Raw genomic sequence first — 23,211 nt, forward strand, 5'->3', positions numbered from 1 at the left:
TCGCGATCGACTAGCGCCCGACAAGGGCGATCCGCATCAGCCGCCATGCCATGTTCCGCGTCAGCCCGACCGGCGCCCGCTGTCCCCGCTCGACATCATGCCGTGCCAGCAGATAGGCGATGCGCAACGGCTTCCACGCGCTGGGCCACACCGGATCGCCCATCTGCGGCAACAGGTCGCGGGCCAGACCGATGGCCGCATCCGCCAGTGCCTCGTCGCCGCTATGGGCAGACAGGTCCCACAAGGCCCAGATCTTGCCCGCCGCGATCAGCCAGTCGGGTGCATCGGCCACATCGGCCAGCGCCTGGAACAGCCCGCCGCCGCGCCCGGCGGCATAGTCGCGCAGGCCGGTGAGGTCGATCTCCGGCTCCACCACCAGCACTTCCCAGCCATCCAGCATCGCCGGGATACCGGGCGCGGCCAGCGCACCGATCGCGCGGAGCCAGTCGACCACCGGTTCGCCCTGCCCCTTGACGCCCGCCTCGTCACTGACGACGCTCAGCCACCAGGCGAGGCGCATCTGTCCGATCGCCGGATCGCTGGTGGTTCGCGCAATTTGCGCAAAGCGCTGATCCAGCGCCCAGAGCGCCCGATGCCGCTCGGCAAAGCGCCCCGCATGCCCGGAAAGCAGGCGCGCCAGCGGCGCCAGATCGTCCGTGCGATCCATCATTTCGATACCGATCTAAAAATGGCTTATCAATCCTTTAACCAGACTTCGCATAGAGACCCTAACCAGTCCCGTTGCATGGCCGACGATGGCCCTGTCCAGATTTCTGGGGGGAAACGGGCGACATGGGTGAATGCGGAACATGGGCAAGCAGATCAAGCGCGCGATGACATTCCTTGGCCGGCTTCGGCGCAACCAGGCGGGCAACACGCTCGCCATGGTGGCCGCAGCGGTCATTCCCCTTGCCGGTCTGATCGGGGGCGGCGTGGACATGAGCCGCGCCTATATGGTCCGCGCGCGCATGCAGCAAGCCTGTGACGCCGCCGCACTGGCGGGACGGCGTGCAATGACGACCGCGTCGATGACCGAAGACAACAAGGCTGAAGCGAAGAAATTCTTCGACTTCAACTTCCCGCAGCAGACCTTCGGCGCCGCCAACTTCACGCCCGTGATCCAGAGCAAGCCCGGCGAGACGACCACCGTCCAGGTGTCGGCCGAAACCACCATCCCGACCACCATCATGCGCATCTTCGGCATCCAGACATTGTCGCTGGCGGTAAACTGCGATTCCCGTTTCGACATCGGCAATACCGACGTGATGCTGGTGCTGGATACGACCGGGTCGATGGCCGATTCCATTTCCAATGGCTCAGGAGGCACGGTTGTAAAGCTCACCGCCCTGCAGCAGGCGGTAAGAGATTTCTATGATACGCTAGGTCCTGGCTCCGACAGCAGTGGCCGCATCCGCTACGGCTTCATGCCCTATAGCTCCACTGTCAATGTAGGTTATCAATTGCCCACCAGCGCGGTACTCGGGGGCACGGCCGGCGAGACATGGACTTATAACAGCCGCTATGCGTGGTATTACTGGGAAAACACGTCGACGGACACGACCTGCTACAAGCGCAACGGCTCAAACACCTGCTACACATCAGCCCAGAATGCGATCAATGGATCAGGTGGGACCAATCTGAACGGGACCGACTGCTCCAACTGGCAGAATGCCTCCGCGACCACAAGCGGCAGCGCGCCCAGCAACACCGCACGGACCGTCTACAGCTATGGCGGCTGGAACAACAGCACGTCGAACGCCCCATCGGGCAGCACCGCACGCGTGTGCGTGCGCAAAGAGCTGACGACAACCAAGACCTACTTCACCTCAACCACTCCTGGTCCGGGACGCACCCGCTACACCAACTGGACCTACACCAACGTAGCGTTCAACATGAGCGACTTCATCAAGGGCGAACCTATCCAGAATCCCGCCTTTGAGTGGGGTACCAACGCGACATGGTCTGGCTGTATCGAGGAACGCGATACGGACAGCACCATTAACGCAAATTCGTCGACCTCTTCCATTCCAGCGACCGCCTTTGATCTTCAGATCGATACGGCACCGACGACGACTGCTACAAAGTGGCGCCCATTCTGGCCCGACGTCGAATACACACGCGGTGGCTCTTGGCTCAACAGTTCAAACAACATCAGCAACGGCTATGTCGCTTGCCCCAGCCAGGCACGTAGGCTGACTTCTTATGCCAGCCGCACCGCCATTCCGGACGGTCAAACCAGCAGCTATGACAGCTATGTCGACAGTCTGGTTGCAGTTGGCGGCACCTATCACACCATTGGTATGATGTGGGGCGCGCGCTTCCTGTCGCCGACCGGAATCTTCGCATCGGATAACGCCAACGCGCCCAACGGCTTCAACATTTCGCGCCACATCGTGTTCATGACCGACGGCGTCATGCAAGCCTACAACAATGTCTACGGTGCCTGGGGATATCAGACACTCGATCAGCGCGACGGTCCCGCCGGCGCTTCCAATGACGACCTGACGGCCATTCACAACCGTCGCCTGGAAATGATGTGCAATGCAATCAAGTCCAAGGGGATCACCATCTGGGTGATCGGATTCAGCAATTCGAACGTGATGAGCACTCCTTTGCAGAATTGCGCCAGCAGCGCCAATCATTGGAGCATGAACTATTCCGCAGCGCAGTTGAAAACGACCTTCCAGAACATCGCCAAGAATATTGGCGGCTTGCGGTTGTCCAACTGATGCGCTGGCCGTTTCACCTCCCCCGTGATCTACAGCGTGATCAACGTGGCGCGACGCTGATGGAGTTCGGCCTGATCGTCACGCCCCTCTGCCTGTTCATCATGGGCGTCGGCGACTTGGGCTATCAGTCCTATCTGCGCTCGGTGACCCAGGGTGTGCTCGACAGAGCCGCTCGCGCGGCATCGGTCGGGACACTCAACAGCACCCAGATCGACGCCTATATCGATGCGCAGATGCAGGCGATCAACAGCAAGAACGGCTCCACTTCGGTGACCAAGAAGAGCTATTACAACTTCTCGCGCGTGGGAAAGCCCGAGAAGATCACCACGGATACGGCACCGCTTGGCAGCTTCAACACGGGCGATTGCTTCGAGGATTCCAATGGCAATGGCAGTTACGACAGCAGCGCAGGCTCCACCGGCCTTGGTGGAGCTGATGATATCGTCTTCTATCAGGTGACTGTATCCATGCCCCGCCTGTTCCCGATGGCCAAGCTGCTGGGCTGGAGCGCGACCCAGACCGCCACGGCCAACGCCACCATCCGCAACCAGCCCTGGTCCAACCAGGCAACATTGCCGATCATCTGCACATGAAACCGACCCACCTCCCCCTTGCGCGCTGGGCGCGCCGTCTGCGCGACGATCAGTCGGGCCTGGCCCTGATCGAATTTGCCTATTCGTTGCCGGTGCTGATGGTCCTCTCCATGGGCGGATTGGAAATCGCCAATCTGGCAACCGCCCATATGCGCGTTAGCCAGATCGCGATGCTGGTAGCCGACAACGCCTCGCGCGAGCGAACCTCGATTGACGAGGCGGATATCAACGAAATCTTCACCGGCGCCGAACTGGCCGGCGCCAACCTCAAGGATTTCAAGGCGAATACCCGCATCTTCCTGTCCGACCTGGAGCCCAATACCCAGACCGGCACCAAGGCAGGGCAATATATTCGCTGGCAGCGCTGCTGGGGTGGCGGTACCTTTACCTCCACTTACGGCAAGGCCGGCGACGGCACTAGCGACGCCACATTGGCGGATGGGCTTGGCCCCACCGGCACCAAGATCAAATCGGGCAGCGGCACGGCCGTGATGTTCGTGGAAGTGGCCTATACCTATCAGCCGCTGGTCTCCAACAGCATCTTCGGCACGAAAGTCATCCGCTACACCAGCGCGTTCAACGTGCGCGAACGGACCGACCAGGCAATGAAAAATGCCGGCAACCTGTCCACCTCGCAGACTGCAGCCTGCTCCTGATAGCCGGCCACCATAGGTCTGATTAAAAAAAGGGGCGATCCGATCGGACCGCCCCTTTTCTGTGCTTACTTGTAGCAGACTTTCTTGGCCGCTTCGACGACGCGGGCCGCGTCGATCAGTGCCAGCTTTTCGAGGTTGGCGGCATAAGGCAGCGGCACATCCTCGTTGGTGACGCGCAGGACCGGGGCGTCGAGATCGTCGAAGCCCTTTTCCATCACGACCGCGGCGATTTCCGACGCGATCGAGCAGGTCGGCCAGCCTTCTTCCACCACCACCAGGCGGTTGGTCTTCTTGAGGCTCTCCAGAACCGTCGCGGTGTCGAGCGGGCGCAGCGTGCGCAGGTCGATCACTTCGGCATCGATGCCCTCGGCGGCAAGCTGCTCGGCCGCGTCGAGCGCCAGGCCTACGCCGATCGAGTAGCTGACCAGGGTCACGTCCTTGCCCGGACGCATGATGCGCGCCTTGCCGATCGGCAGGACATAGTCGTCGACCTTGGGCACGTCGAAGCTGCGACCATAGAGAAGTTCATTCTCCAGGAAGACGACCGGGTCGGTCGAGCGGATCGCGGCCTTCAGCAGGCCTTTGGCGTCGGCCGCGTCATAGGGCGCGATGACGATCAGGCCGGGAACCGCGGCATACCAAGGACCATAGTTTTGCGAGTGCTGTGCGCCGACGCGGCTGGCCGCGCCGTTGGGACCACGGAACACGATCGGGCAGCGCATCTGGCCACCGGACATATAGTTGGTCTTGGCAGCCGAGTTGATGATGTGGTCGATCGCCTGCATGGCGAAGTTGAACGTCATGAATTCGATGACCGGACGCAGGCCACCCATGGCCGCGCCCGAACCGATGCCGGCAAAGCCATATTCGGTGATCGGCGTGTCGATGACGCGCTTGGGACCGAATTCGTCGAGCAAGCCCTGGGTCACCTTGTAGGCGCCCTGATATTCGGCGACTTCCTCGCCCATCACGAAGACGCGCGGGTCCGACCGCATTTCCTCGGCCATGGCGTCGCGCAGCGCTTCGCGCACGGTGGTCTTGACGAACTCGGTGCCGGCCGGGAGGTCGGGATCCTGCACGGTCGCCTTGGCTTCCGACGCCAGCTTCGACGTGCCGCTTTCCGCCTTCTTGGGGGCTTCTTCAGCCTTGGGCGCTTCGGCCTTCGGCGCAGGTGCCGCTTCGCCGCCCTCGCCCGCCATCGTCGCGATGACGGTGCCGACCTTCACGCCTTCGGTGCCTTCGGCAATCACGATCTGACCGATCTTGCCTTCGTCGACGGCTTCGAATTCCATCGTCGCCTTGTCGGTCTCGATCTCGGCAAGAATGTCGCCGGACTTCACTTCATCGCCTTCCTTCACCAGCCACTTGGCCAGCGTGCCCTCTTCCATCGTCGGCGAGAGCGCCGGCATCTTGATTTCGATACCCATTAATATTGCTCCACCAGCACGTCGGTATAGAGTTCATGCATCTCAGGTTCGGGCGAGGTTTCGGCGAAATCGGCCGCTTCGGCGACGATCTTGCGGATATCCTGGTCGATAACCTTGATCTCGTCCTCGCTGACGCCGGCGTCGATCAGATATTTCTTCACGCCCTCGATCGGGTCGCTGTTGTCGCGCACGGCCTGAACCTCGTCACGCGAACGATATTTGGCCGGGTCGGACATGGAGTGACCGCGATAGCGGTAGGTCTTCATTTCGAGCAGGATCGGGCCATTGCCGCCCTGGACCCACTTGAGCGCTTCCTCGGTCGCGCCGCGCACCGCCAGAACGTCCATGCCGTCGACCTGGATGCCGGGGATACGGAAGCTCTCGCCGCGGCGATAAAGCTGGTCTTCCGACGAGGCGCGATTGACGCTGGTGCCCATGGCATATTGGTTGTTCTCGATCACGAAGATGATCGGGAGCTTCCACAGCTCGGCCATGTTGAATGATTCGTAGACCTGGCCCTGGTTGGCCGCGCCGTCGCCGAAATAGGCAACGCACACGCCGCCATCATCATTATATTTGTGCGCGAAGGCCAGACCCGCGCCGAGCGACACCTGGGCGCCGACGATGCCGTGGCCGCCATAGAATTTATGCTCGACGCTAAACATGTGCATCGAACCGCCCTTGCCGCGCGAAATGCCGGCTTCGCGGCCGGTCAGTTCGGCCATGATGACCTTGGGATCGATGCCATAGGCGAGCATGTGGCCATGGTCGCGATAGCCGGTGATCACGCTGTCCTTGCCGGGCTTCAATGCCGACTGGATGCCGACCGCAACCGCCTCCTGGCCGATATAGAGGTGACAGAAACCGCCGATGAAACCCAGACCATAGAGCTGGCCGGCCTTTTCCTCGAAGCGGCGGATCAGAACCATCTGCCGATAGAATTCCAGCAGCTCTTCCTTGCTGGCCTTGTAGTCGGTGGGCGTTTCGGGGCGCGGACGATTATGGTCCGCACCGGCCGGCACTGCGGCCTTTGCCTTTGCGCTGTCGGCGCGCGGCGTGGTTGGTTTCGCCAAGGCTATTATCCTTTTGCGTGGGTAGGATGGAAAGAAGCCCGATATGCGTCAGAGTTGCATAGATTGCAACGGCGGACCCCACGGAATCCCGGCATAATGAATGTCCCGAGTGCAAAAACGACAATCCATGACAACGCTGTCGAAAACAGGTCACGAACGGCTGGCAACAAAATGTTGCCGCGACATGATTTTACCAAATAAATGGAAAGCGCACCCCGTCGGCGTGCGGATCAGTTCAGCGGAACGATCACTTCGTCATGGTGAATCACGCCGAGCTGGCGACGGATCAGCTCGTCCGACAGATCAGGATCGACGCGGCGCGGATTGAGCAGATCGACCCGGTTGCGCAGCTCCTGGCGATGCAGCTGGACGATCTTGAGTTCAGCCTTCGCATCGCGCAGCTGGCGCGAATAATCGCCCCAGGCAAGCACGCCATTGGAGCCGAGGACGACATAGCCGGCGAAGAACAGCAGCAATAGCACCGCGATTGCCGGCCCGAGGGCCGACATCAATAGCATGCGGAGCTTCGCGATATGCGCCATGAACTGCTTGAATCACAGGATTCGGCCGGTCGCAAGCAAAAACATGCCCGATGCGACCAGCCGAATCCCTAACCTGAAATCAGCCGTGGATCAGCGGAAGATCGAACGACCGGCATAGACCGCCATGTCGCCCAGTTCTTCCTCGATGCGGATCAGCTGATTATACTTGGCAAGCCGGTCCGAACGAGCGAGCGAGCCGGTCTTGATCTGACCGCAATTGGTGGCGACGGCGAGGTCGGCGATGGTCGAATCCTCGGTCTCGCCCGAACGGTGCGACATGACCGCCGTGTAGCGGGCACGGTGCGCCATATCGACGGCGGCGAGCGTTTCCGACAGCGTGCCGATCTGATTGACCTTCACCAGCAGCGAGTTGGCCAGCCCCTTGCCGATGCCCATCGACAGGCGGGCCGGATTGGTGACGAACAGATCGTCACCGACCAGCTGAACCTTGTCACCGATCTTGTCGGTCAGCGCCTTCCAACCCTCGAAATCATCCTCGCTCATGCCATCCTCGATCGACTTGATCGGATAGTCGGCGGCCAGCGCAGCGAGATAGTCGGCCATTTCGACCGGCGAGAGCGACAGGCCTTCGCCCGAAATCTCGTACTTGCCGTTCTTGAAGAATTCGGTCGCGGCACAGTCCAGCGCCAGCACAACATCGTCACCGGGCTTGTAGCCGGCCTTTTCGACCGACAGCATGATGAAGTCGAGCGCATCACGGGTCGAGGCGATATTGGGGGCAAAGCCGCCCTCGTCACCAACCGAGGTCGCCAGGCCCTTGTCGTGCAGGCCCTTCTTGAGCGTGTGGAAGATTTCAGAACCGATGCGCACGGCGTCGGCGATGCTCTCCGCACCGACCGGCATGATCATGAATTCCTGGAAGTCGATCGGGTTGTCTGCATGCTCGCCGCCGTTGATGATGTTCATCATCGGCACCGGCAGGACATGCGACGACACGCCGCCGACATAGCGATAGAGCGGCAGGCCGCGCGCGTCGGCAGCAGCCTTGGCGGTGGCGAGCGACACGCCCAGGATCGCGTTGGCGCCCAGACGCGACTTGTTCTCGGTGCCGTCGAGCGCGATCATCGCGGCATCGACTTCGCCCTGGTCCTCGGCGTCGAGGCCGATGAGCTGCTCGGCAATCTCGTCATTGACGGCGGCGACAGCGGCCAGCACGCCCTTGCCCAGATATTTGCTCTTGTCGCCGTCGCGCTTTTCGACCGCCTCATAGGCACCGGTCGACGCGCCCGAGGGCACGGCGGCGCGGCCGAAGCTGCCATCTTCCAGCATCACATCGACTTCGACGGTCGGATTGCCGCGGCTGTCGAGAATCTGGCGGGCGTGGATATCGAGAATGGCGGTCATGATCGCTCCCTGATCTGGGCCCGGACACGCGCCGGGCGGCCTTTTCGCGGCCCCGCTTAGCCAGCAGCCCCAAACTTGGCAATCCGGGGGACTTGCCATCGGACAAAAAATGCCGATGCTCAAAATAGTAACGGCGCCGGAACTGTAGGCCGCCGCCAAGCATTAGGATCATGACAGCCCGCCCCGCGCGGGACCATGAGGTTGAGCTTTAGGGAGACTTTGGACAATGGCCGACACCCCGGAAACCCCGCCCGTCAAGCGCGCGAAGAAGGCGGTTGCCGCCAAGGCGAAGCCGGCGTCGACCAAGGCCTCCACCCCGGCCGTTAAGGCCGCGCCGGTGAAGAAGGCCGCCACCCGCAAGGCGCCCGCAAAGCCCGGAAACGGGGCTGCCCATGGCTGGTCCGCGCAGATTGCGCCGATCAAGGCGCAGGCCGAAAAAGCCGCCAAGGCCGCGACCGACAAGATCAATTCGGTCGACTGGAAGGCGCATATCGACCCGATCAAGGAGCAGGCCGGCAAGACCGCAAAGTCTGCGGCGAGCAGTGCCAAGGACAAGACCGGTTCGGCGATGCAGAGCCTGTCGAAGCTGATTGCGGACACCGCCGGCACGGTCGATGCGAAGCTCGGCCCGCAATATGGCGACTATGCCCGCCAGGCAGCGGAATCGGTGGCCAGTGCCGCAGATACGCTGGACAGCAAGGATGTCGACCAGCTGATGACCGAGGCGCGTGATTTCGTGCGCAAGAGCCCGGCCGTTGCCATCGGCGCCGCGGCCGTGGTCGGTTTCGTGCTGATGCGCCTTGCCAAGGGATCGTCCGACAGCGACGCCTGACGAACGCAAGACAGGATTATCGTGACGGCTAACCGCAGGCCCCGGCTGACGGGGCGGAGGGGCAATTGACGCAGGAACCAGCGGATACGGTGGCAACGCCGCAGACCGAGGGGAATGAGGGGTCTGTCCGCGCGACATTCGCCCGCCTCTACACCGATGGCCGCGCCTATGCGCAGGCGGAGGTCGAGCGCCAGAAGCTGCGCGCCGGCATTGCTGGCGCCGGCATCCGCAATGCCGCGATCCTGGGGATCGTGGCCCTGATGCTGCTGTTCGCCGCGATCGTGACCCTGTTGATCGGGTTGGTGATTGCGCTGTCCGCGATGATCGGGCCGCTCTGGGCCACGCTGGCGGTGTTCGGCGGCGCTGTACTGATCGCCGTCCTGCTGCTGCTGCTGGCCAAGGGACAGATCAGCCATATGTTGAAGACGATCAAGTCATGAACCGGGAACAGGCCTATCGCGAAGCGACCGAACGCGCGGTGCATCTGCGCAGCAAGGCGGTCCTGAGCCTTGCCGATGCCCAGGCGCGGATCGCACCCGATCGGCTGAAGGCCGATGTCGAGACGAAGATCACGGCGACTGCGCTCGACGGCGTCGCCTATGTCGGTGCCAAGGTGCGCCAGCGGCCGGTTGCAACCGGCGCGGCGGCAACCGGCATCGTCCTGTTTCTCTTCCGCCGCCCCCTCACGGCACTTTTCGGACGCCTGTTCGTTCGACTGAGGAACCGTAACACGGAAATTTCGGAGATTGATGATGGCTGACATCCGCGCCCAACTGACCCGCGTCCGCGAAGCGGCCAATGATGCCGCCGGCAGCGCGACCGACATGATCAAGGACAGCACCGGCAAGGCGCGCGAAAGCGCCGGCGAACTGATCCAGACCGGCAAGGACAAGGCGAGCGAAGCCTATGGCGACGCGCGCGACCGGGGCCAGCGGGTTGCTGCCCGCGCAAACGAGATCATTCAGGAGCATCCGGTGGCGGCAGTCGCCGGCGCGGTCGCGGCCGGTGCGGTCATCGCCTGGATGTTCCCCAAGAGCCGGAAGGTGATGAAGGCGCTGCCGGGCCTGGCCGCCACCGCCGGCGCCCGCGTGCTGGAGGCGGCCGCCACCGCCCGCACTGCCGCGAGCGAGAATAGCGAGTCGCTGCGCCACAATGCAGGCGAAGCGCTGGCCAGTGCGCGAGACAATGCCGGTGAAGTGCTCAGCAAGGCCCGCGAAACGGCAAGCCATGCGCTGTCGAGCGCCAAGGAAAGCGCCAGCGACACCGCGACGGCGGCCCGTGACGCTGCGGCATCGGCCGATCTTGGCGGCAAGGCATCGAAGCTGGCGGACGAACTGGTCGCGCTCGTTTCCACCCGCGTCGAGGCGCTGGGCGACGCGATCAAGGCGCGATTGCCGAAAAGCTAATCGCGATTGCCGCAAACGCAATCGACACAAAGGCCGCTTTCCTTGGCGGATCGCAGGGACGATGCTAAGGCACCGCGATCAGTCAAAGGAGAACATATAACGCCATGAGCAAGATGCATCTGGTGATGGGCGGCCGCGTAACCAACCCGCAGACGCTGGAATTCCAGGACCTCAGCAAGGTCGACCTGGTTGGCGTCTTCCCTGACTATGCCTCGGCCGAAAAGGCCTGGCGCGGCGCGGCGCAGCGCACCGTCGATGACGCCGAAATGCGCTATGTGATCGTCCATCTGCACCGCCTGCTGGAGCCTGAGCTGCCGGCAGCCTGATGACCCGTTTCGGGCGAGACCGGATCATGCCCCGGTTTCGCCCGAACACATATTATCGAACGATCAATTGATAGCCTGGGGCCGTTTACGGAAGCGCCAGCGCAGCAAGGGCCGGGTCAAGGCCAGCCCTGCCAGGAAGCCGCCGATATGCGCGGCAATCGCGATCTGACCCAGATCGCCCAATCCCCCCGCCGTCGCCACGCCGATCATCAACTGGATCGCGATCCAGGCGGCTGCCAGCCACAGCACCCGCACGAAATTGGCCGACAACGGCCCGATCCGCCGCACCTGTTGCTGGCTGTAAAGCAGCGCATAGGTGGCGATGATCGCGGAAATCGCGCCGCTCGCCCCGACCATCGGATTGATCGATTCCGGCGTGATCGCCCATTGCGCGAAGCAGGCGGCATAGGCACCGACGACATAGAGGATCAGCGTGCCGGTGCGGCCCAGCACATGCTCGACCTGCCGCCCGCAGAAAAGCAGCATCAGCAGGTTGAAGGCGATATGCAGCCAGCCGGCATGGACGAAGGTGCAACTGAGCGGCGTCAGCCACCAGGGCACCGCCGCCATGCCGTCCAGCAGGCCGGGATTGCCAATGCGGGCGGGCATGAACCCGCCCAGCAAGGCCGCATTGTCGATCTGCCCGGTTGCCAGCAGCAACAGGAACAGGACGAACGTGACCAGCGCGATCGCGTTGGTCGTGCGTCCGGCAGGCAGTTTCACGGGATCAGATGAACGCGATCTTGTCGACCAGGTAGAATTTGTCGCCCGACGGGACCGACACTTCCACCTCGTCACCGACCTCGCGGCCGATCAGCGCACGGCCCAGCGGGCTGTTATAGCTGATCATGCCCGCCTTGGCATCCGCCTCGGCCTGGCCCACGATCTGATATTTGACCGGCTTGTCGTCCTCGTCCAGCAGGGTCACGGTCGCGCCGAACACGATCTTGTTACCCGACAGGGTGGTCGGATCGATGATCTGGGCGCGCGACAACTTGTCTTCCAGGTCGGAAATCGTTGCCTCGACCTGCCCCTGCCGTTCCTTGGCGGCGTGATATTCGGCATTTTCCGACAGGTCGCCGTGGGCACGAGCTTCCTCGATGGCGTCCACGATCAGAGGGCGCTCGGCCTTCAGTTCGCGGAGCTGCGCATTGAGCTTGTCATAGCCCACCTGCAGCATCGGCATCTTCTCGACGGTCGCCATTATTGCAAATCCTTCGTCAAAACTTCCCTTTGGCGGCGCCGAACGTGGCGCCACCCGCAGCATGCTTCCTGGTGAAGGGGATCAGGCGTGCGACCCAGGATAATAGGACTGGAGCGAGCGCACTTCAAGGGCGCGGTCCCGCAAAGCCTCGATTGCGTCCGCCGCAGCGACGCTGGCGGTCGCGGTGGTGAAACTTGCAATCTTTGCGCGTAGAGCACTGGTGCGGATCGCCTTGCTGTCCTTCAGGGACTGCCAGCCTTCGGTGGTGTTGAAGATCAGCTGCACGTCGCCATCGGTGATCCGGTCGACGATGTGCGGACGGCCTTCGGCCACCTTGTTCACATGTTCGACGGCGATCCCCTGACCTTCCAGATAGGTGGCGGTGCCGCCGGTCGCGATGATGGTGAAGCCCATGCCCGCCAGCTTCTGCACCGCCGGCAGGATCACCGGCTTGTCGCTGTCCTTGACCGACACGAAGACGGTGCCGCTGGTCGGCAGCACGGTACCCGCACCCAGCTGCGCCTTCGCAAAGGCGGTGGCAAAATTGCTGTCGATGCCCATGACTTCGCCGGTGCTCTTCATTTCCGGCGAGAGCACGGGGTCGACGCCGGGGAAGCGGTTGAACGGGAAGACGGCTTCCTTGACCGCGACATGGTCGATCGCGTTGCGATCGATCCTGGGCAGATCCTTGATCTTCTCACCGGCCATGACGCGCGAGGCGATCTTGGCGATCGGGGTGCCGATCGCCTTGGCGACGAAGGGCACGGTCCGGCTGGCGCGCGGATTGACCTCGATCAGATAAACAATGCCATCCTTGACCGCGAACTGGATGTTCATCAGGCCACGGACCGACAGGGCACGGGCCAGCACTTCGGTCTGACGCTCGATCTCGGCAATCACCTCGTCCGACAGGCTGTAGGGCGGCAGCGAGCAGGCGGAGTCACCGGAGTGAACGCCGGCTTCCTCGATATGCTGCAGCACGCCGGCGACGACCACATCGTCGCCATCGCACAGTGCATCGACGTCGACCTCGACCGCATCACGCAGATACTGGTCGATCAGCACCGGGGAGTCACCCGACACCTGCACGGCGGTGGTGATATATTCTTCGAGCTGGGCCTGGCCGTCGACGATTTCCATGGCGCGACCGCCAAGGACGTAGGACGGACGCATCAGCACCGGATAGCCGATGCGGTTGGCGACCGCGATCGCCTCCTCGCGGCTGCGGGCAATGCCGTTGGCCGGCTGGCGCAGCTTCAGCTTGTCGATCAGCGCGGCGAAACGCTCGCGATCCTCGGCCAGGTCGATCGCGTCCGGACTGGTGCCCAGGATCGGGATGCCGGCATCCTCCAGCGCCTGTGCGAGCTTGAGCGGCGTCTGGCCGCCAAACTGCACGAGCACGCCGGCCAGCGTTCCCTTCGACATTTCGACATGCAGGATCTCCAGCACATCTTCGGCCGTCAGCGGCTCGAAATAGAGGCGGTCGGACGTGTCATAGTCGGTCGACACGGTTTCCGGGTTGCAGTTGACCATGATCGTCTCATAGCCGGCTTCGCTCAGCGCAAAGCAGGCATGGACGCAGCAATAGTCGAACTCGATGCCCTGACCGATGCGGTTGGGACCGCCACCCAGGATGACGACCTTCTTGCGGTCGCTGGGCTGCGCCTCATTCTCCGGCTCGCCGAAGATCGGGGCTTCATAGGTCGAATACATGTAGGGCGTCTTCGCCTCGAACTCGGCGGCGCAGGTGTCGATGCGCTTGAACACCGGACGCACGCCCAGCTTGTGGCGCAGGCTGCGCACTTCATCCTCGGTCACGCCGCCGGTCATGGCGACGACAGCATCGTGGATCAGGCCGCTGCCGCGGGCGACGCCACGCTCATTGCCGCGCAGATTGGCGGACTTGAGCGCCAGCCAGGCGAGACGCTTGTCGGAAAAGCCCATGGCCTTGAGGCGGCGCATGCCGTCCGCGTCGCGCGGCAGGCCATGTTCCAGCACCTCATTCTCGGCCTCGACGATTTCCTTGAGGCGCTCCAGGAACCAGGGGTCGAACTTGGCGATATTGTGGATTTCCGCGACGGTCAGACCTTCACGAAGGGCTTGCGCGGCGACCAGCAGGCGATCGGGCGTCGGCTGTGCCAGGGCGGCAATGATGTCGTCCTTGGGCGCGCCAACCAGATGATCGACCTGGTTGAAGCCGGACAGGCCGGTTTCCAGACCGCGCAGCGCCTTCTGCATCGATTCATGGATGTTCCGGCCGATCGCCATGACTTCGCCGACCGACTTCATCGCGGTGCCCAGCAGCGGCTCGGCGCCCTTGAACTTTTCAAAGGCGAAGCGCGGGATCTTGGTCACGACATAGTCGATGGTCGGCTCGAACGAGGCCGGAGTCGCGCCGGTAATGTCATTCTCGATCTCGTCGAGCGTGTAGCCGACGGCGAGCTTCGCCGCGACCTTGGCGATCGGGAAGCCGGTCGCCTTCGACGCCAGCGCCGAGGAACGCGACACGCGCGGGTTCATCTCGATGACGACCAGACGGCCGTCCTTGGGATTGACCGCGAACTGGACATTCGACCCGCCGGTTTCGACGCCGATCTCGCGCAGCACCGCCAGGCTGGCGTTGCGCATGATCTGATATTCCTTGTCGGTCAGCGTCAGCGCCGGCGCGACGGTGATGGAGTCGCCGGTATGGACGCCCATCGGATCGACATTCTCGATCGAGCAGATGATGATGGAATTGTCGTTGCGATCGCGCACGACTTCCATCTCATATTCCTTCCAGCCGAGGAGCGATTCCTCGATCAGGACTTCGGTGGTCGGCGAGGCATCCAGGCCGCCGCGGACGATGTTCATGAACTCGTCGCGATTATAGGCGATGCCGCCGCCGGTGCCGCCCATGGTGAAGCTGGGACGGATGATCGAGGGAAGGCCGGTAAACTCCAGCGCTTCCATCGCCTCTTCCATGGTGTGGGCGATGCGCGAGCGGGCCGATTCCAGGCCGATCTTGTCCATGGCGTCGCGGAACTTGATCCGGTCCTCCGCCTTGTCGATCGCTTCGGCGTCGGCGCCGATCATCTGGACACCGAACTTCTCCAGTGTGCCGTCGTTGAACAGCGCCAGCGCCGTGTTGAGCGCGGTCTGGCCGCCCATCGTCGGCAGCACCGCATCGGGCCGCTCCTTCTCGATGATCTTCGCCACGATTTCGGGCGTGATCGGCTCGACATAGGTCGCGTCGGCAAATTCCGGATCGGTCATGATGGTGGCCGGGTTGGAATTCACCAGGATGATGCGATAGCCCTCTTCCTTCAGCGCCTTGACCGCCTGCGTGCCCGAATAATCGAACTCGCACGCCTGGCCGATGATGATCGGACCAGCGCCGATGATGAGGATGGAGGAGATGTCTGTGCGCTTGGGCATTATTTGGCCTCTGATTTACAGTTGAAGGCGCTCACGCGCACAATTTGAATAATGGCGGTCAATGCACGCCCCCCGCCTGCGCCTCGCAACCCCAGCCGTCATATTCGACGCCGCAGAGGATTTCGATCTGGAGGCATTTCCGGGTCAGCGCGCGGATCGAGGCTTCGTCGACCGGCTGCACGCATTCCAGGAACAGGAACAGGTCGCCTTCCTCATCTTCCTCGCGGTCCAGTTCGACGAAGCCGAACTGGCTGGCGACGGTCAGGACGCGCTCGAAATCCTTCTCACTGCCCCGGAAGCTGACATCCACGGGCCGCGCGAGACGCGCGACGTCGCCATTGCGCTTGAGATTGGCGAGGACTTGCCTGTCCGCCTCCCACTCTGCGGCGAGGCGCGCTTCGTCAACCGGGGGCAGGTTCTGGCTCACGCGGCGACCGCACCCTTGAGGCCATCGACGAACTTCTTGAACAGGTAGAAGCTGTCCTGCGGGCCGGGCGAGGCTTCGGGGTGATACTGGACCGAGAAGGCATTCTTGTCGGTCAGTTCGATGCCGCAATTGCTGCCGTCGAACAGCGAGACATGAGTCGAGCGCGCATTGGCCGGCAGCGTGTCGACATCGACGGCGAAGCCATGGTTCATGCTGGTGATCTCGACCAGACCGTCCGACAGGCGCTTGACCGGATGGTTCGCGCCGCGATGGCCCTGATGCATCTTGATCGTCCTGGCGCCGACGGCCAGGCCCAGAAGCTGGTGGCCGAGGCAGATGCCGAAGACGGGGATGTCGGCGGCCAGTACCTGCCGGATCACCGGCACGGCATATTCGCCGGTCGCGGCCGGATCGCCCGGACCGTTCGACAGGAACACGCCGTCGGGATTGAGCGCCTTGACCTGGTCAAAGGTCGCGGTGGCGGGCAGCACGGTGACGCGCGCGCCGGCCTTCACCAGATTGCGGAAGATGTTGTTCTTCGCGCCATAATCGATGGCGACGACATGGGGGCGTTCCTCACCCGCTTCATTGAGGCCATAGCCATGGCCGATGGTCCAGATGCCGTCCTTCCACAGGCGGCTTTCCTTGCCCGTGACTTCGATGGCGAGGTCCATGCCTTCAAGGCCCGGCCAGGCGGCCGCCTTGGCAGCGAGCGCGGCGATGTCGAAATTGCCATCCGGATCATGGGCGATGACCACGTTAGGCGCGCCCTTCTCGCGGATCAGCCTAGTCAGCGCGCGGGTGTCGACACCGGCGAGGCCGATGCGGCCCTTTTCCTTCATCCACTGGTCGAACGGTTCGACATTGCGGAAATTGCTGGGCGCGGTGACGTCCTGGCGCACGATGCAGCCCAGCGCATAGGGGCTGTCGGCTTCGACGTCGTCGAGATTGGTGCCGACATTGCCGATATGCGGGAAGGTGAAGGTGATGATCTGCCCGGCATAGGAGGGATCGGTCATGATCTCCTGATAGCCAGTGATCGAGGTATTGAAGCAGAGTTCGCCGACCGCGTCGCCGACCGCGCCGAAGCCGCGACCGAAGACGGCGGAGCCATCGGCAAAAACCAATACCCCTGTCGCTCCTTTGGGCACAATGAGGGTCTTGGCGTCAGCCATGGTCTGCGGTCCTTTATGCTTTTGCGGGAACCCGTCTGGTGCGGGTTAAACGGCCGGTCACCTATTCCCGCAACGCGTGAAGGTCAACGTCTGTTAAAAATCTCTTTTCGCATTATATCTACTCCTTTCCCGAGAAACAGGATTAATTCGCCCATGATTCGCGACACCATCAAGAGCGCCCAAGTGGAGTCCATGAAGGCCGGCGACAAGGATCGCCTGGCTGCCGTGCGCCTGATCCTGGCCAAGCTCAAGGATCGCGACATCGAACTGCGCACCGCCAGCAACGTGCCCGACGACGATACGGTCGTGGTCGAGGTGCTGCAGAAGATGGTGAAGCAGCGCCGCGAATCGATCGACATGTTCAAGAGCGGCGGCCGCGACGAACTGGCCGCCAAGGAACAGGCCGAGCTGGACGTGATCGAAACCTTCCTGCCTGCGCAGCTGAGCGAGGACGAGACCCGCGCCGCGATCGAGGGCATCAAGGCCGAGATCGGCGCGGAAAGCGTCAAGGACATGGGCAAGGTGATGGCCGTGCTCAAGGAACGCCATGGCGCGGTGATCGACATGAGCAAGGCGAGCGGGCTGGTGAAGGCGGCGCTGAGCTGAGTTAGCACCGGGCTGACACGCGCATGCGATACTGACATAATAGCCCCTCCCTTCCAAGGGAGGGGTTGGGGTGGGTGATGGCGCTGCGCATCAATGCGAGACTCGGTCAATTTGCGCGCAAGATGCGGCGCGAGCCCACGGAATATGAACGCCGCCTTTGGGGCGCCCTACGCGGTTCCCAGCTGGACGGCTTCAAATTCCGCCGACAAGCCGTGATCGAACCCTATATCTGCGACTTTCTCTGCCCCCTCCTCGGCCTCATCATAGAAGTCGATGATGATAGCCATGATGCTATCAAGGATCGAGATAGAGACTTTGACCTTGCACATCAGGGCTATCTGGTTTTGCGCTTCTCCAACATCGACATTCGGGATAATCTGGAAGGCGTGCTGAGCGTCATTCTGGATCGTGCCCGCGCCATGCCGGAAAGGCAGAAGATCACCCACCCCAACCCCTCCCTTGGAAGGGAGGGGCTTTAAGTTGACCCTCACGCCCCAATGGCTGGACGAGTTGCGCGCGCGGACGTCGCTGTCGACTTTGATCGGCAAGACCGTGAAGGTGCAGAAGGCGGGCCGCGAGTATAAGGCTTGCTGCCCGTTCCATAACGAGAAGACGCCCAGCTTCACGATCAACGACGAGAAGGGTTTCTATCACTGTTTCGGCTGCGGCGCGCATGGCGATGCGATCCGCTGGATGACCGACCAGCGCGGCCTGCCCTTCATGGAAGCCGTGAAGGAACTGGCCGCGACCGCCGGCATGGAAGTGCCCGCCGCCGATCCGCGTGCAGCCAAGCGCGCCGAGCAGGCCAAGGGGCTGCATGACGCGATGGGCGCGGCTCAGGGCTTCTTCGAGGAGCAGCTTGGCGGGATCGACGGCGGCGACGCCCGCGCCTATCTCGCCAAGCGCGGCATCAGCGACGCGACCCGGCGCACGTTCGGCTTTGGCTATTCGCCGGATTCGCGCGGGAAGCTGAAAGGCGCGCTCAAGGAATTTGGCGAGCCGATGCTGGTCGAGGCCGGCTTGCTCATCGACCCTGACGGCGAACGTGATACATATGACCGGTTCCGCGGTCGCCTGATGCTGCCGATCCGCGATATTCGCGGACGGGTGATCGCCTTTGGCGGTCGGATCATCGGCCAAGGCGAACCCAAATATCTGAACTCGCCCGACACGCCGCTCTTCGACAAGGGGCGCACCCTCTACAATATCGACCGCGCCTCCCCCGCCAGCCGGCAGAGCGGCCGGGTGATCGTGGTCGAGGGCTATATGGACGTGATCGCGCTGGCCCAGGCCGGTTTCGGCGATGCGGTCGCGCCGCTCGGCACGGCGCTGACCGAGCATCAGATCGAACGATTGTGGAAGATGGTCGAGGTGCCGATATTGTGCTTCGATGGCGATGCCGCCGGGCAGAAGGCGGCGATCCGCGCGGCGACCCGCGCCCTCCCCCTTCTGCGCCCCGGCCATAGCCTGGCCTTCGCCACCCTGCCCGCCGGGCAAGACCCCGACGACCTGCTCCGCGCCGAAGGGCCGCGCGCGATGGACGCCGTGCTGGCGGGCGCCCAGCCGCTGGTCGATCGCCTGTGGGAGCATGAGCAGAAGGTCGGTCCGCTCGACACGCCCGAGCAGAAGGCGGCGCTCAAGCAGCGGCTAGCCGCCCATAGCGACTCGATCCAGCATCCCGATGTCCGCGCGCTCTATGCCCAGGCATTCCGGGAGCGCTATGACGCGCTCTTCTTTGCCCGGCCGGATCGGTTTGGCGGCGGCCAGCGTGCCCCGCGCGGCGCAGGCGGTGGTGGCGCCCGCGCCGGCTGGCAGCGCGACAAGAAGGGCAATTGGAAGCCGCCCATCCCGCCCGCCGGCAACGAGGCGCGGGAGATCGGTGCGAGCGGCATGGAACATCGGTTGCTGCGGGCGATATTGGCCAGCCTGCTGCGCGATCCGGAGCAGATTATCCTGCACCGCGAGACGCTGTCAGGCCTGCGAATCGGCGATCCCGCGCTGGCGCGATTGCTGGATGCGATGATCGCCGCATCCTTCCGCAAAGAAACAGTTGAAACGCAGGCCCTCCTTACCATATTGGGGCAAGGTGACTTGTATAATATGGCTAAGGGGATGCTCCGGGCCGATACGTTCACATTCACCCCACATAGGATGACAACCGACCCCAGTCGCGTGCAACGCGACCTGGACGAGGCCATCCGGGTGATGGCGCAAGGACCGGAGCTGGAAACGGCGCTGGCGGAGGCTACTAGACGGTTCGAGAGCGACTTCAGCGAAGAGAATTTCGCTGAACAGCAGCGCATCCGCGCGCTGAAAGCCGATCACGACAGCCGCCTGGCGGAACTGGCGCAGTCCGAAGACATTGTTTGATTGAGGCTCGTTCCTGTCGGGACGACGGAGTTAAGGCGAATAGATGGCGACCAAGGCGAACAGCAAGAATGGCGGGATGGGCGATGGCGAGGATGGCGATGCCCCCCTGCTCGACCTCAACGAAGCGTCCGTCAAGAAGCTGATCGCCCGCGCGAAGAAGCGCGGCTACATCACCTATGACGAACTGAACGACGCCCTGCCCCAGGACCAGATGTCCTCCGAGCAGATCGAGGACATCATGTCGGCGCTCAACGAAATGGGCGTCAACATCGTCGAGAATGAAGAGGCGAGCGAAGACGGCGACGAGCAGCGCGAGCGCGAGGAAGCCGACGACGCCGACGATGATTCGAGCGACGATGACGGCCCCAAGCTCGTCACCGAGAAGAAGAAGGAAACGGTCGATCGCACCGACGATCCCGTCCGCATGTATCTGCGCGAGATGGGCGCCGTCGAACTGCTCAGCCGCGAGGGCGAAATCGCCATTGCCAAGCGCATCGAGGCCGGTCGCGACACGATGATCCTGGGCCTGTGCGAAAGCCCGACCACCTTCAACGCGATCATCGAATGGTCGACCGCGCTCAACAATGGCGAGATGCAGCTGCGCGAGATCCTCGATCTCGACGCCATGCTGTCCAAGGATCCTGCTCCTGAAAATATGGAGGAAGGCGCCGAGGATGATGATGGCGAGATCAGCGAGAAGACCGCCGGTCCCAGCTTCAAGGAAGAGGAAGAGCCGGAGGAGGAATCCGCCGACGGCGACGAGGACGAGGATGGTGCGCCCCGCGCCCGCCGCGAGGAGGACGAGGAAGAGGACAACACCCTGTCCCTCGCCCAGATGGAAGAGACTTTGAAGCCGATGGCGCTGGAGAAGTTCGCGACCATCACCGAAATCTTCCGCGCCTTCTCCAAGGCCCAAGAATCGCGCATGGTCGCCATGGCCAATGGCGAGAGCCTGAGCCAGAAGGCCGAGGACAGCTATCATGAGCTGCGCGAGCAGTTGACCGCCGAGGTCGAGAGCGTCCAGTTCCACCAGCAGAAGATCGAATATCTGGTTGACCAGCTCTATGCCTATAACCGGCGCCTGACCGCGCTGGGTGGTCAGATGCTGCGCCTGGCCGAGCGCCACAAGGTGAGCCGCAAGGACTTCCTCGAGCGCTATATGGGCCATGAGCTGGACGATGCCTGGCTGGAAAAGGTGCAGGGCCTCGACAAGAAATGGGCCGCCTTTGCCGCTGCCGAAGGCCGCGCCGTCGAACGCATCCGCAACGAAGTGAGCGAGATCGCCCAGGCGACCGGCATGTCGCTCAGCGAATTCCGCCGCATCGTGAACATGGTGCAGAAGGGCGAGCGTGAAGCGCGCATCGCCAAGAAGGAAATGGTCGAGGCGAACCTGCGCCTCGTCATCTCCATCGCGAAAAAGTACACGAACCGCGGCCTGCAGTTCCTGGATCTTATCCAGGAAGGCAATATCGGCCTGATGAAGGCCGTGGACAAGTTCGAATATCGCCGCGGCTACAAGTTCAGCACCTATGCGACCTGGTGGATCAGGCAGGCGATCACCCGTTCGATCGCGGACCAGGCGCGGACCATCCGCATCCCGGTCCACATGATCGAGACGATCAACAAGCTGGTCCGCACCAGCCGCCAGTTCCTGCACGAGCAGGGCCGCGAGCCCACGCCGGAGGAAATGGCCGAGCGCCTGTCGATGCCGCTCGAAAAGGTGCGCAAGGTGATGAAGATCGCCAAGGAGCCGATCTCGCTCGAAACGCCGATCGGCGACGAGGAAGACAGCCACCTGGGCGACTTCATCGAGGACAAGAATGCGATCATCCCGGTGGATGCGGCGATCCAGGCGAACCTCAAGGAAACGGTCACCCGCGTCCTTGCCAGCCTGACCCCGCGCGAGGAACGCGTGCTGCGCATGCGCTTCGGCATCGGCATGAACACCGATCACACGCTGGAGGAAGTGGGCCAGCAGTTCAGCGTGACCCGCGAACGTATCCGTCAGATCGAGGCGAAGGCGCTGCGCAAGCTGAAGCACCCCAGCCGCAGCCGCAAGATGCGCAGCTTCCTCGACCAGTAAATCCGGTCAGATTATCGCTTCAAACAAGGGCCCGGCCGGACATTCCAGCCGGGCCTTTTGTTTTTCAAGACGATAGCATCATTTGTTAACCATAACGGCCTAGACCATTGGTGCCACATTTGCGACCAGCCGAAGCGACAAGTTTAACCCGGCGTTTACGCACCTTGCCCTAGATTGTGCCCAGCGGCGCCCCTTACGCCGTTGCCACAGGGAAATTTCTATGAGCGAAGTGACGGCGCTGCGCCGGGGCGACGATATTGCGCAAATCCTGGACATGCTGGTTCGGGCCGATGGCAGCTATAGCCACAGCTATCTGGCCCAGGCGAGCCAGGACGTGCGTGCGCGCGATGGCCTTGGCCTGCCCGACCTTGCCGATGCCGCCTATTATCTCTGCCTGCTCCATGGTCGCCATCCCGGCGTGATCGATCACGCAGCCACCCGCTCGGTTGACAATGCCGCGCGCCGCTGGCTGATCGAGGCCGCCGACGCCTTTGCGCGGGAGCGCGCCTATCTGACCCAGGTCACCGTGGCCGCTGGCCCCGCCCCCAGCACGGCGGGCCAGAGCAGTTGCGAAACCATCGTCAGTCAGCAGCGCCATGCGCTCGACATGCTGGCCCAGTCCGACCGGCGCGGTTGCGCCATGGGCGCGGCGATCGCGCTGGTGCTGGACTGGCGCGCCGTGCGCAAGCTGCTGGACATTGCCGCGCTTCGTGCGGGCATCGAACCGGTTCCCTGCTCTTTGCCCGATCATCGGGCAACGCTGGACGTGGCGCGCGCCATTGGTGGCGATCCAGCCGTTGATCGCGCGATCCAGTTCGGCATGCGCCAGCTGCTGGCCCAGCATGGCGGTCTGTGGGATGTGCTGGAGGCGCGCGCCGCCATCCGTCGCCAGCAACCGGCCTGATCCATCGCCCCACCGCTTGCCGCAACGCACAAACGCGTTGCGCCCCAATCCCGCTTTGCCTAGTCCGGTCCTCCAG

At 63.0% G+C, this 23,211-nt stretch carries 23 protein-coding genes; 13 read left to right on the forward strand and 10 right to left on the reverse strand.

The window, feature by feature from the left end:
- Positions 1–10 precede the first annotated feature (10 nt).
- Positions 11–670, reverse strand: a complete 660-nt coding sequence (locus BRX37_RS12295) for a hypothetical protein (protein WP_125987294.1) — start codon at positions 668–670, stop codon at positions 11–13.
- 139 nt (positions 671–809) lie between these two features.
- Between BRX37_RS12295 and BRX37_RS12300 the strand changes: the two genes are divergently transcribed.
- The 3 genes from BRX37_RS12300 to BRX37_RS12310 are packed head-to-tail and all read left to right on the forward strand — an operon-like array spanning position 810 to position 3,978.
- A complete protein-coding gene (locus BRX37_RS12300) occupies positions 810–2,729 on the forward strand; it encodes a pilus assembly protein (RefSeq protein ID WP_125987295.1) in 1,920 nt (639 codons plus the stop codon).
- Between the two features lie 59 nt (positions 2,730–2,788).
- Positions 2,789–3,322, forward strand: a complete 534-nt coding sequence (locus BRX37_RS12305) for a TadE/TadG family type IV pilus assembly protein (RefSeq protein WP_247594301.1) — start codon at positions 2,789–2,791, stop codon at positions 3,320–3,322.
- Positions 3,319–3,978, forward strand: a complete 660-nt coding sequence (locus tag BRX37_RS12310; RefSeq protein WP_125987297.1) for a TadE/TadG family type IV pilus assembly protein — start codon at positions 3,319–3,321, stop codon at positions 3,976–3,978. The genes BRX37_RS12305 and BRX37_RS12310 overlap by 4 nt, the downstream gene beginning before the upstream one ends.
- A 65-nt stretch (positions 3,979–4,043) precedes the next feature.
- On the opposite strand, the gene BRX37_RS12315 is transcribed toward BRX37_RS12310, so the two are convergent.
- The 4 genes from BRX37_RS12315 to eno all read right to left on the reverse strand — a co-directional run bounded on the left by BRX37_RS12315 (position 4,044) and on the right by eno (position 8,385).
- A complete protein-coding gene (locus BRX37_RS12315; RefSeq protein WP_125987299.1) occupies positions 4,044–5,405 on the reverse strand; it encodes a pyruvate dehydrogenase complex E1 component subunit beta in 1,362 nt (453 codons plus the stop codon).
- Positions 5,405–6,478 carry a pyruvate dehydrogenase (acetyl-transferring) E1 component subunit alpha gene (gene pdhA, locus BRX37_RS12320; RefSeq protein WP_004211796.1) on the reverse strand — a complete coding sequence of 358 codons (1,074 nt, stop codon included), beginning with the start codon at positions 6,476–6,478 and terminating at the stop codon, positions 5,405–5,407. Before pdhA ends, BRX37_RS12315 begins: the two co-directional genes overlap by 1 nt.
- 230 nt (positions 6,479–6,708) lie before the next feature.
- The gene (locus tag BRX37_RS12325; RefSeq protein WP_004211795.1) at positions 6,709–7,020 is read right to left on the reverse strand and encodes an FtsB family cell division protein; all 312 of its coding nucleotides are present in this window, start codon (positions 7,018–7,020) and stop codon (positions 6,709–6,711) included.
- Positions 7,021–7,110: 90 nt separating this feature from the next.
- Positions 7,111–8,385 (reverse strand): phosphopyruvate hydratase, encoded by a 1,275-nt coding sequence (gene eno / locus BRX37_RS12330; protein ID WP_004211794.1) that lies wholly within the window; start codon positions 8,383–8,385, stop codon positions 7,111–7,113.
- A gap of 226 nt (positions 8,386–8,611) precedes the next feature.
- Here eno and BRX37_RS12335 point away from each other — a divergent pair, with 226 nt between their 5' ends.
- The 5 genes from BRX37_RS12335 to BRX37_RS12355 all read left to right on the forward strand — a co-directional run bounded on the left by BRX37_RS12335 (position 8,612) and on the right by BRX37_RS12355 (position 10,949).
- On the forward strand, positions 8,612–9,217 hold the full coding sequence (locus BRX37_RS12335; protein WP_037507498.1) for a hypothetical protein: 606 nt from the start codon (positions 8,612–8,614) through the stop codon (positions 9,215–9,217).
- Between the two features lie 65 nt (positions 9,218–9,282).
- The gene (locus tag BRX37_RS12340) at positions 9,283–9,657 is read left to right on the forward strand and encodes a phage holin family protein (RefSeq protein ID WP_097382636.1); all 375 of its coding nucleotides are present in this window, start codon (positions 9,283–9,285) and stop codon (positions 9,655–9,657) included.
- Complete coding sequence (locus tag BRX37_RS12345; RefSeq protein ID WP_125987301.1) at positions 9,654–9,977, forward strand: hypothetical protein; 324 nt, start codon at positions 9,654–9,656, stop codon at positions 9,975–9,977. The genes BRX37_RS12340 and BRX37_RS12345 overlap by 4 nt, the downstream gene beginning before the upstream one ends.
- On the forward strand, positions 9,970–10,623 hold the full coding sequence (locus tag BRX37_RS12350; protein WP_017501337.1) for a hypothetical protein: 654 nt from the start codon (positions 9,970–9,972) through the stop codon (positions 10,621–10,623). The genes BRX37_RS12345 and BRX37_RS12350 overlap by 8 nt, the downstream gene beginning before the upstream one ends.
- A gap of 104 nt (positions 10,624–10,727) precedes the next feature.
- Positions 10,728–10,949: a DUF4170 domain-containing protein gene (locus tag BRX37_RS12355; protein ID WP_004211788.1), complete on the forward strand. Its 222-nt coding sequence runs from the start codon at positions 10,728–10,730 to the stop codon at positions 10,947–10,949.
- Positions 10,950–11,012: 63 nt separating this feature from the next.
- On the opposite strand, the gene BRX37_RS12360 is transcribed toward BRX37_RS12355, so the two are convergent.
- The 5 genes from BRX37_RS12360 to carA all read right to left on the reverse strand — a co-directional run bounded on the left by BRX37_RS12360 (position 11,013) and on the right by carA (position 17,172).
- Positions 11,013–11,672, reverse strand: a complete 660-nt coding sequence (locus BRX37_RS12360; protein WP_069335868.1) for a rhomboid family intramembrane serine protease — start codon at positions 11,670–11,672, stop codon at positions 11,013–11,015.
- A gap of 4 nt (positions 11,673–11,676) precedes the next feature.
- A complete protein-coding gene (gene greA / locus BRX37_RS12365; RefSeq protein ID WP_004211784.1) occupies positions 11,677–12,153 on the reverse strand; it encodes a transcription elongation factor GreA in 477 nt (158 codons plus the stop codon).
- Between the two features lie 81 nt (positions 12,154–12,234).
- On the reverse strand, positions 12,235–15,570 hold the full coding sequence (gene carB / locus BRX37_RS12370) for a carbamoyl-phosphate synthase large subunit (RefSeq protein ID WP_099231731.1): 3,336 nt from the start codon (positions 15,568–15,570) through the stop codon (positions 12,235–12,237).
- A gap of 58 nt (positions 15,571–15,628) precedes the next feature.
- The gene (locus BRX37_RS12375) at positions 15,629–15,997 is read right to left on the reverse strand and encodes a ribonuclease E inhibitor RraB (protein WP_125987303.1); all 369 of its coding nucleotides are present in this window, start codon (positions 15,995–15,997) and stop codon (positions 15,629–15,631) included.
- Positions 15,994–17,172 carry a glutamine-hydrolyzing carbamoyl-phosphate synthase small subunit gene (gene carA / locus BRX37_RS12380; RefSeq protein WP_125987305.1) on the reverse strand — a complete coding sequence of 393 codons (1,179 nt, stop codon included), beginning with the start codon at positions 17,170–17,172 and terminating at the stop codon, positions 15,994–15,996. The genes BRX37_RS12375 and carA overlap by 4 nt, the downstream gene beginning before the upstream one ends.
- Before the next feature lie 153 nt (positions 17,173–17,325).
- On the opposite strand from carA, the gene BRX37_RS12385 reads away from it, so the two are divergent.
- The 5 genes from BRX37_RS12385 (at position 17,326) to BRX37_RS12405 (ending at position 23,135) form a co-directional block, all read left to right on the forward strand.
- A complete protein-coding gene (locus tag BRX37_RS12385) occupies positions 17,326–17,778 on the forward strand; it encodes a GatB/YqeY domain-containing protein (RefSeq protein ID WP_004211770.1) in 453 nt (150 codons plus the stop codon).
- 77 nt (positions 17,779–17,855) lie between these two features.
- On the forward strand, positions 17,856–18,257 hold the full coding sequence (locus tag BRX37_RS12390; RefSeq protein ID WP_125987307.1) for an endonuclease domain-containing protein: 402 nt from the start codon (positions 17,856–17,858) through the stop codon (positions 18,255–18,257).
- Position 18,258: 1 nt separating this feature from the next.
- The gene (gene dnaG, locus BRX37_RS12395) at positions 18,259–20,148 is read left to right on the forward strand and encodes a DNA primase (protein WP_125987309.1); all 1,890 of its coding nucleotides are present in this window, start codon (positions 18,259–18,261) and stop codon (positions 20,146–20,148) included.
- 43 nt (positions 20,149–20,191) lie between these two features.
- A complete protein-coding gene (gene rpoD, locus BRX37_RS12400) occupies positions 20,192–22,231 on the forward strand; it encodes an RNA polymerase sigma factor RpoD (RefSeq protein ID WP_004211766.1) in 2,040 nt (679 codons plus the stop codon).
- Between the two features lie 220 nt (positions 22,232–22,451).
- Complete coding sequence (locus BRX37_RS12405; RefSeq protein WP_125987311.1) at positions 22,452–23,135, forward strand: DUF6975 family protein; 684 nt, start codon at positions 22,452–22,454, stop codon at positions 23,133–23,135.
- The last annotated feature ends 76 nt before the right edge of the window (positions 23,136–23,211 follow it).

Source organism: Sphingomonas sp. S-NIH.Pt3_0716, assembly GCF_003950715.1.
In the GTDB taxonomy this organism is placed as follows: domain Bacteria; phylum Pseudomonadota; class Alphaproteobacteria; order Sphingomonadales; family Sphingomonadaceae; genus Sphingobium; species Sphingobium yanoikuyae_A.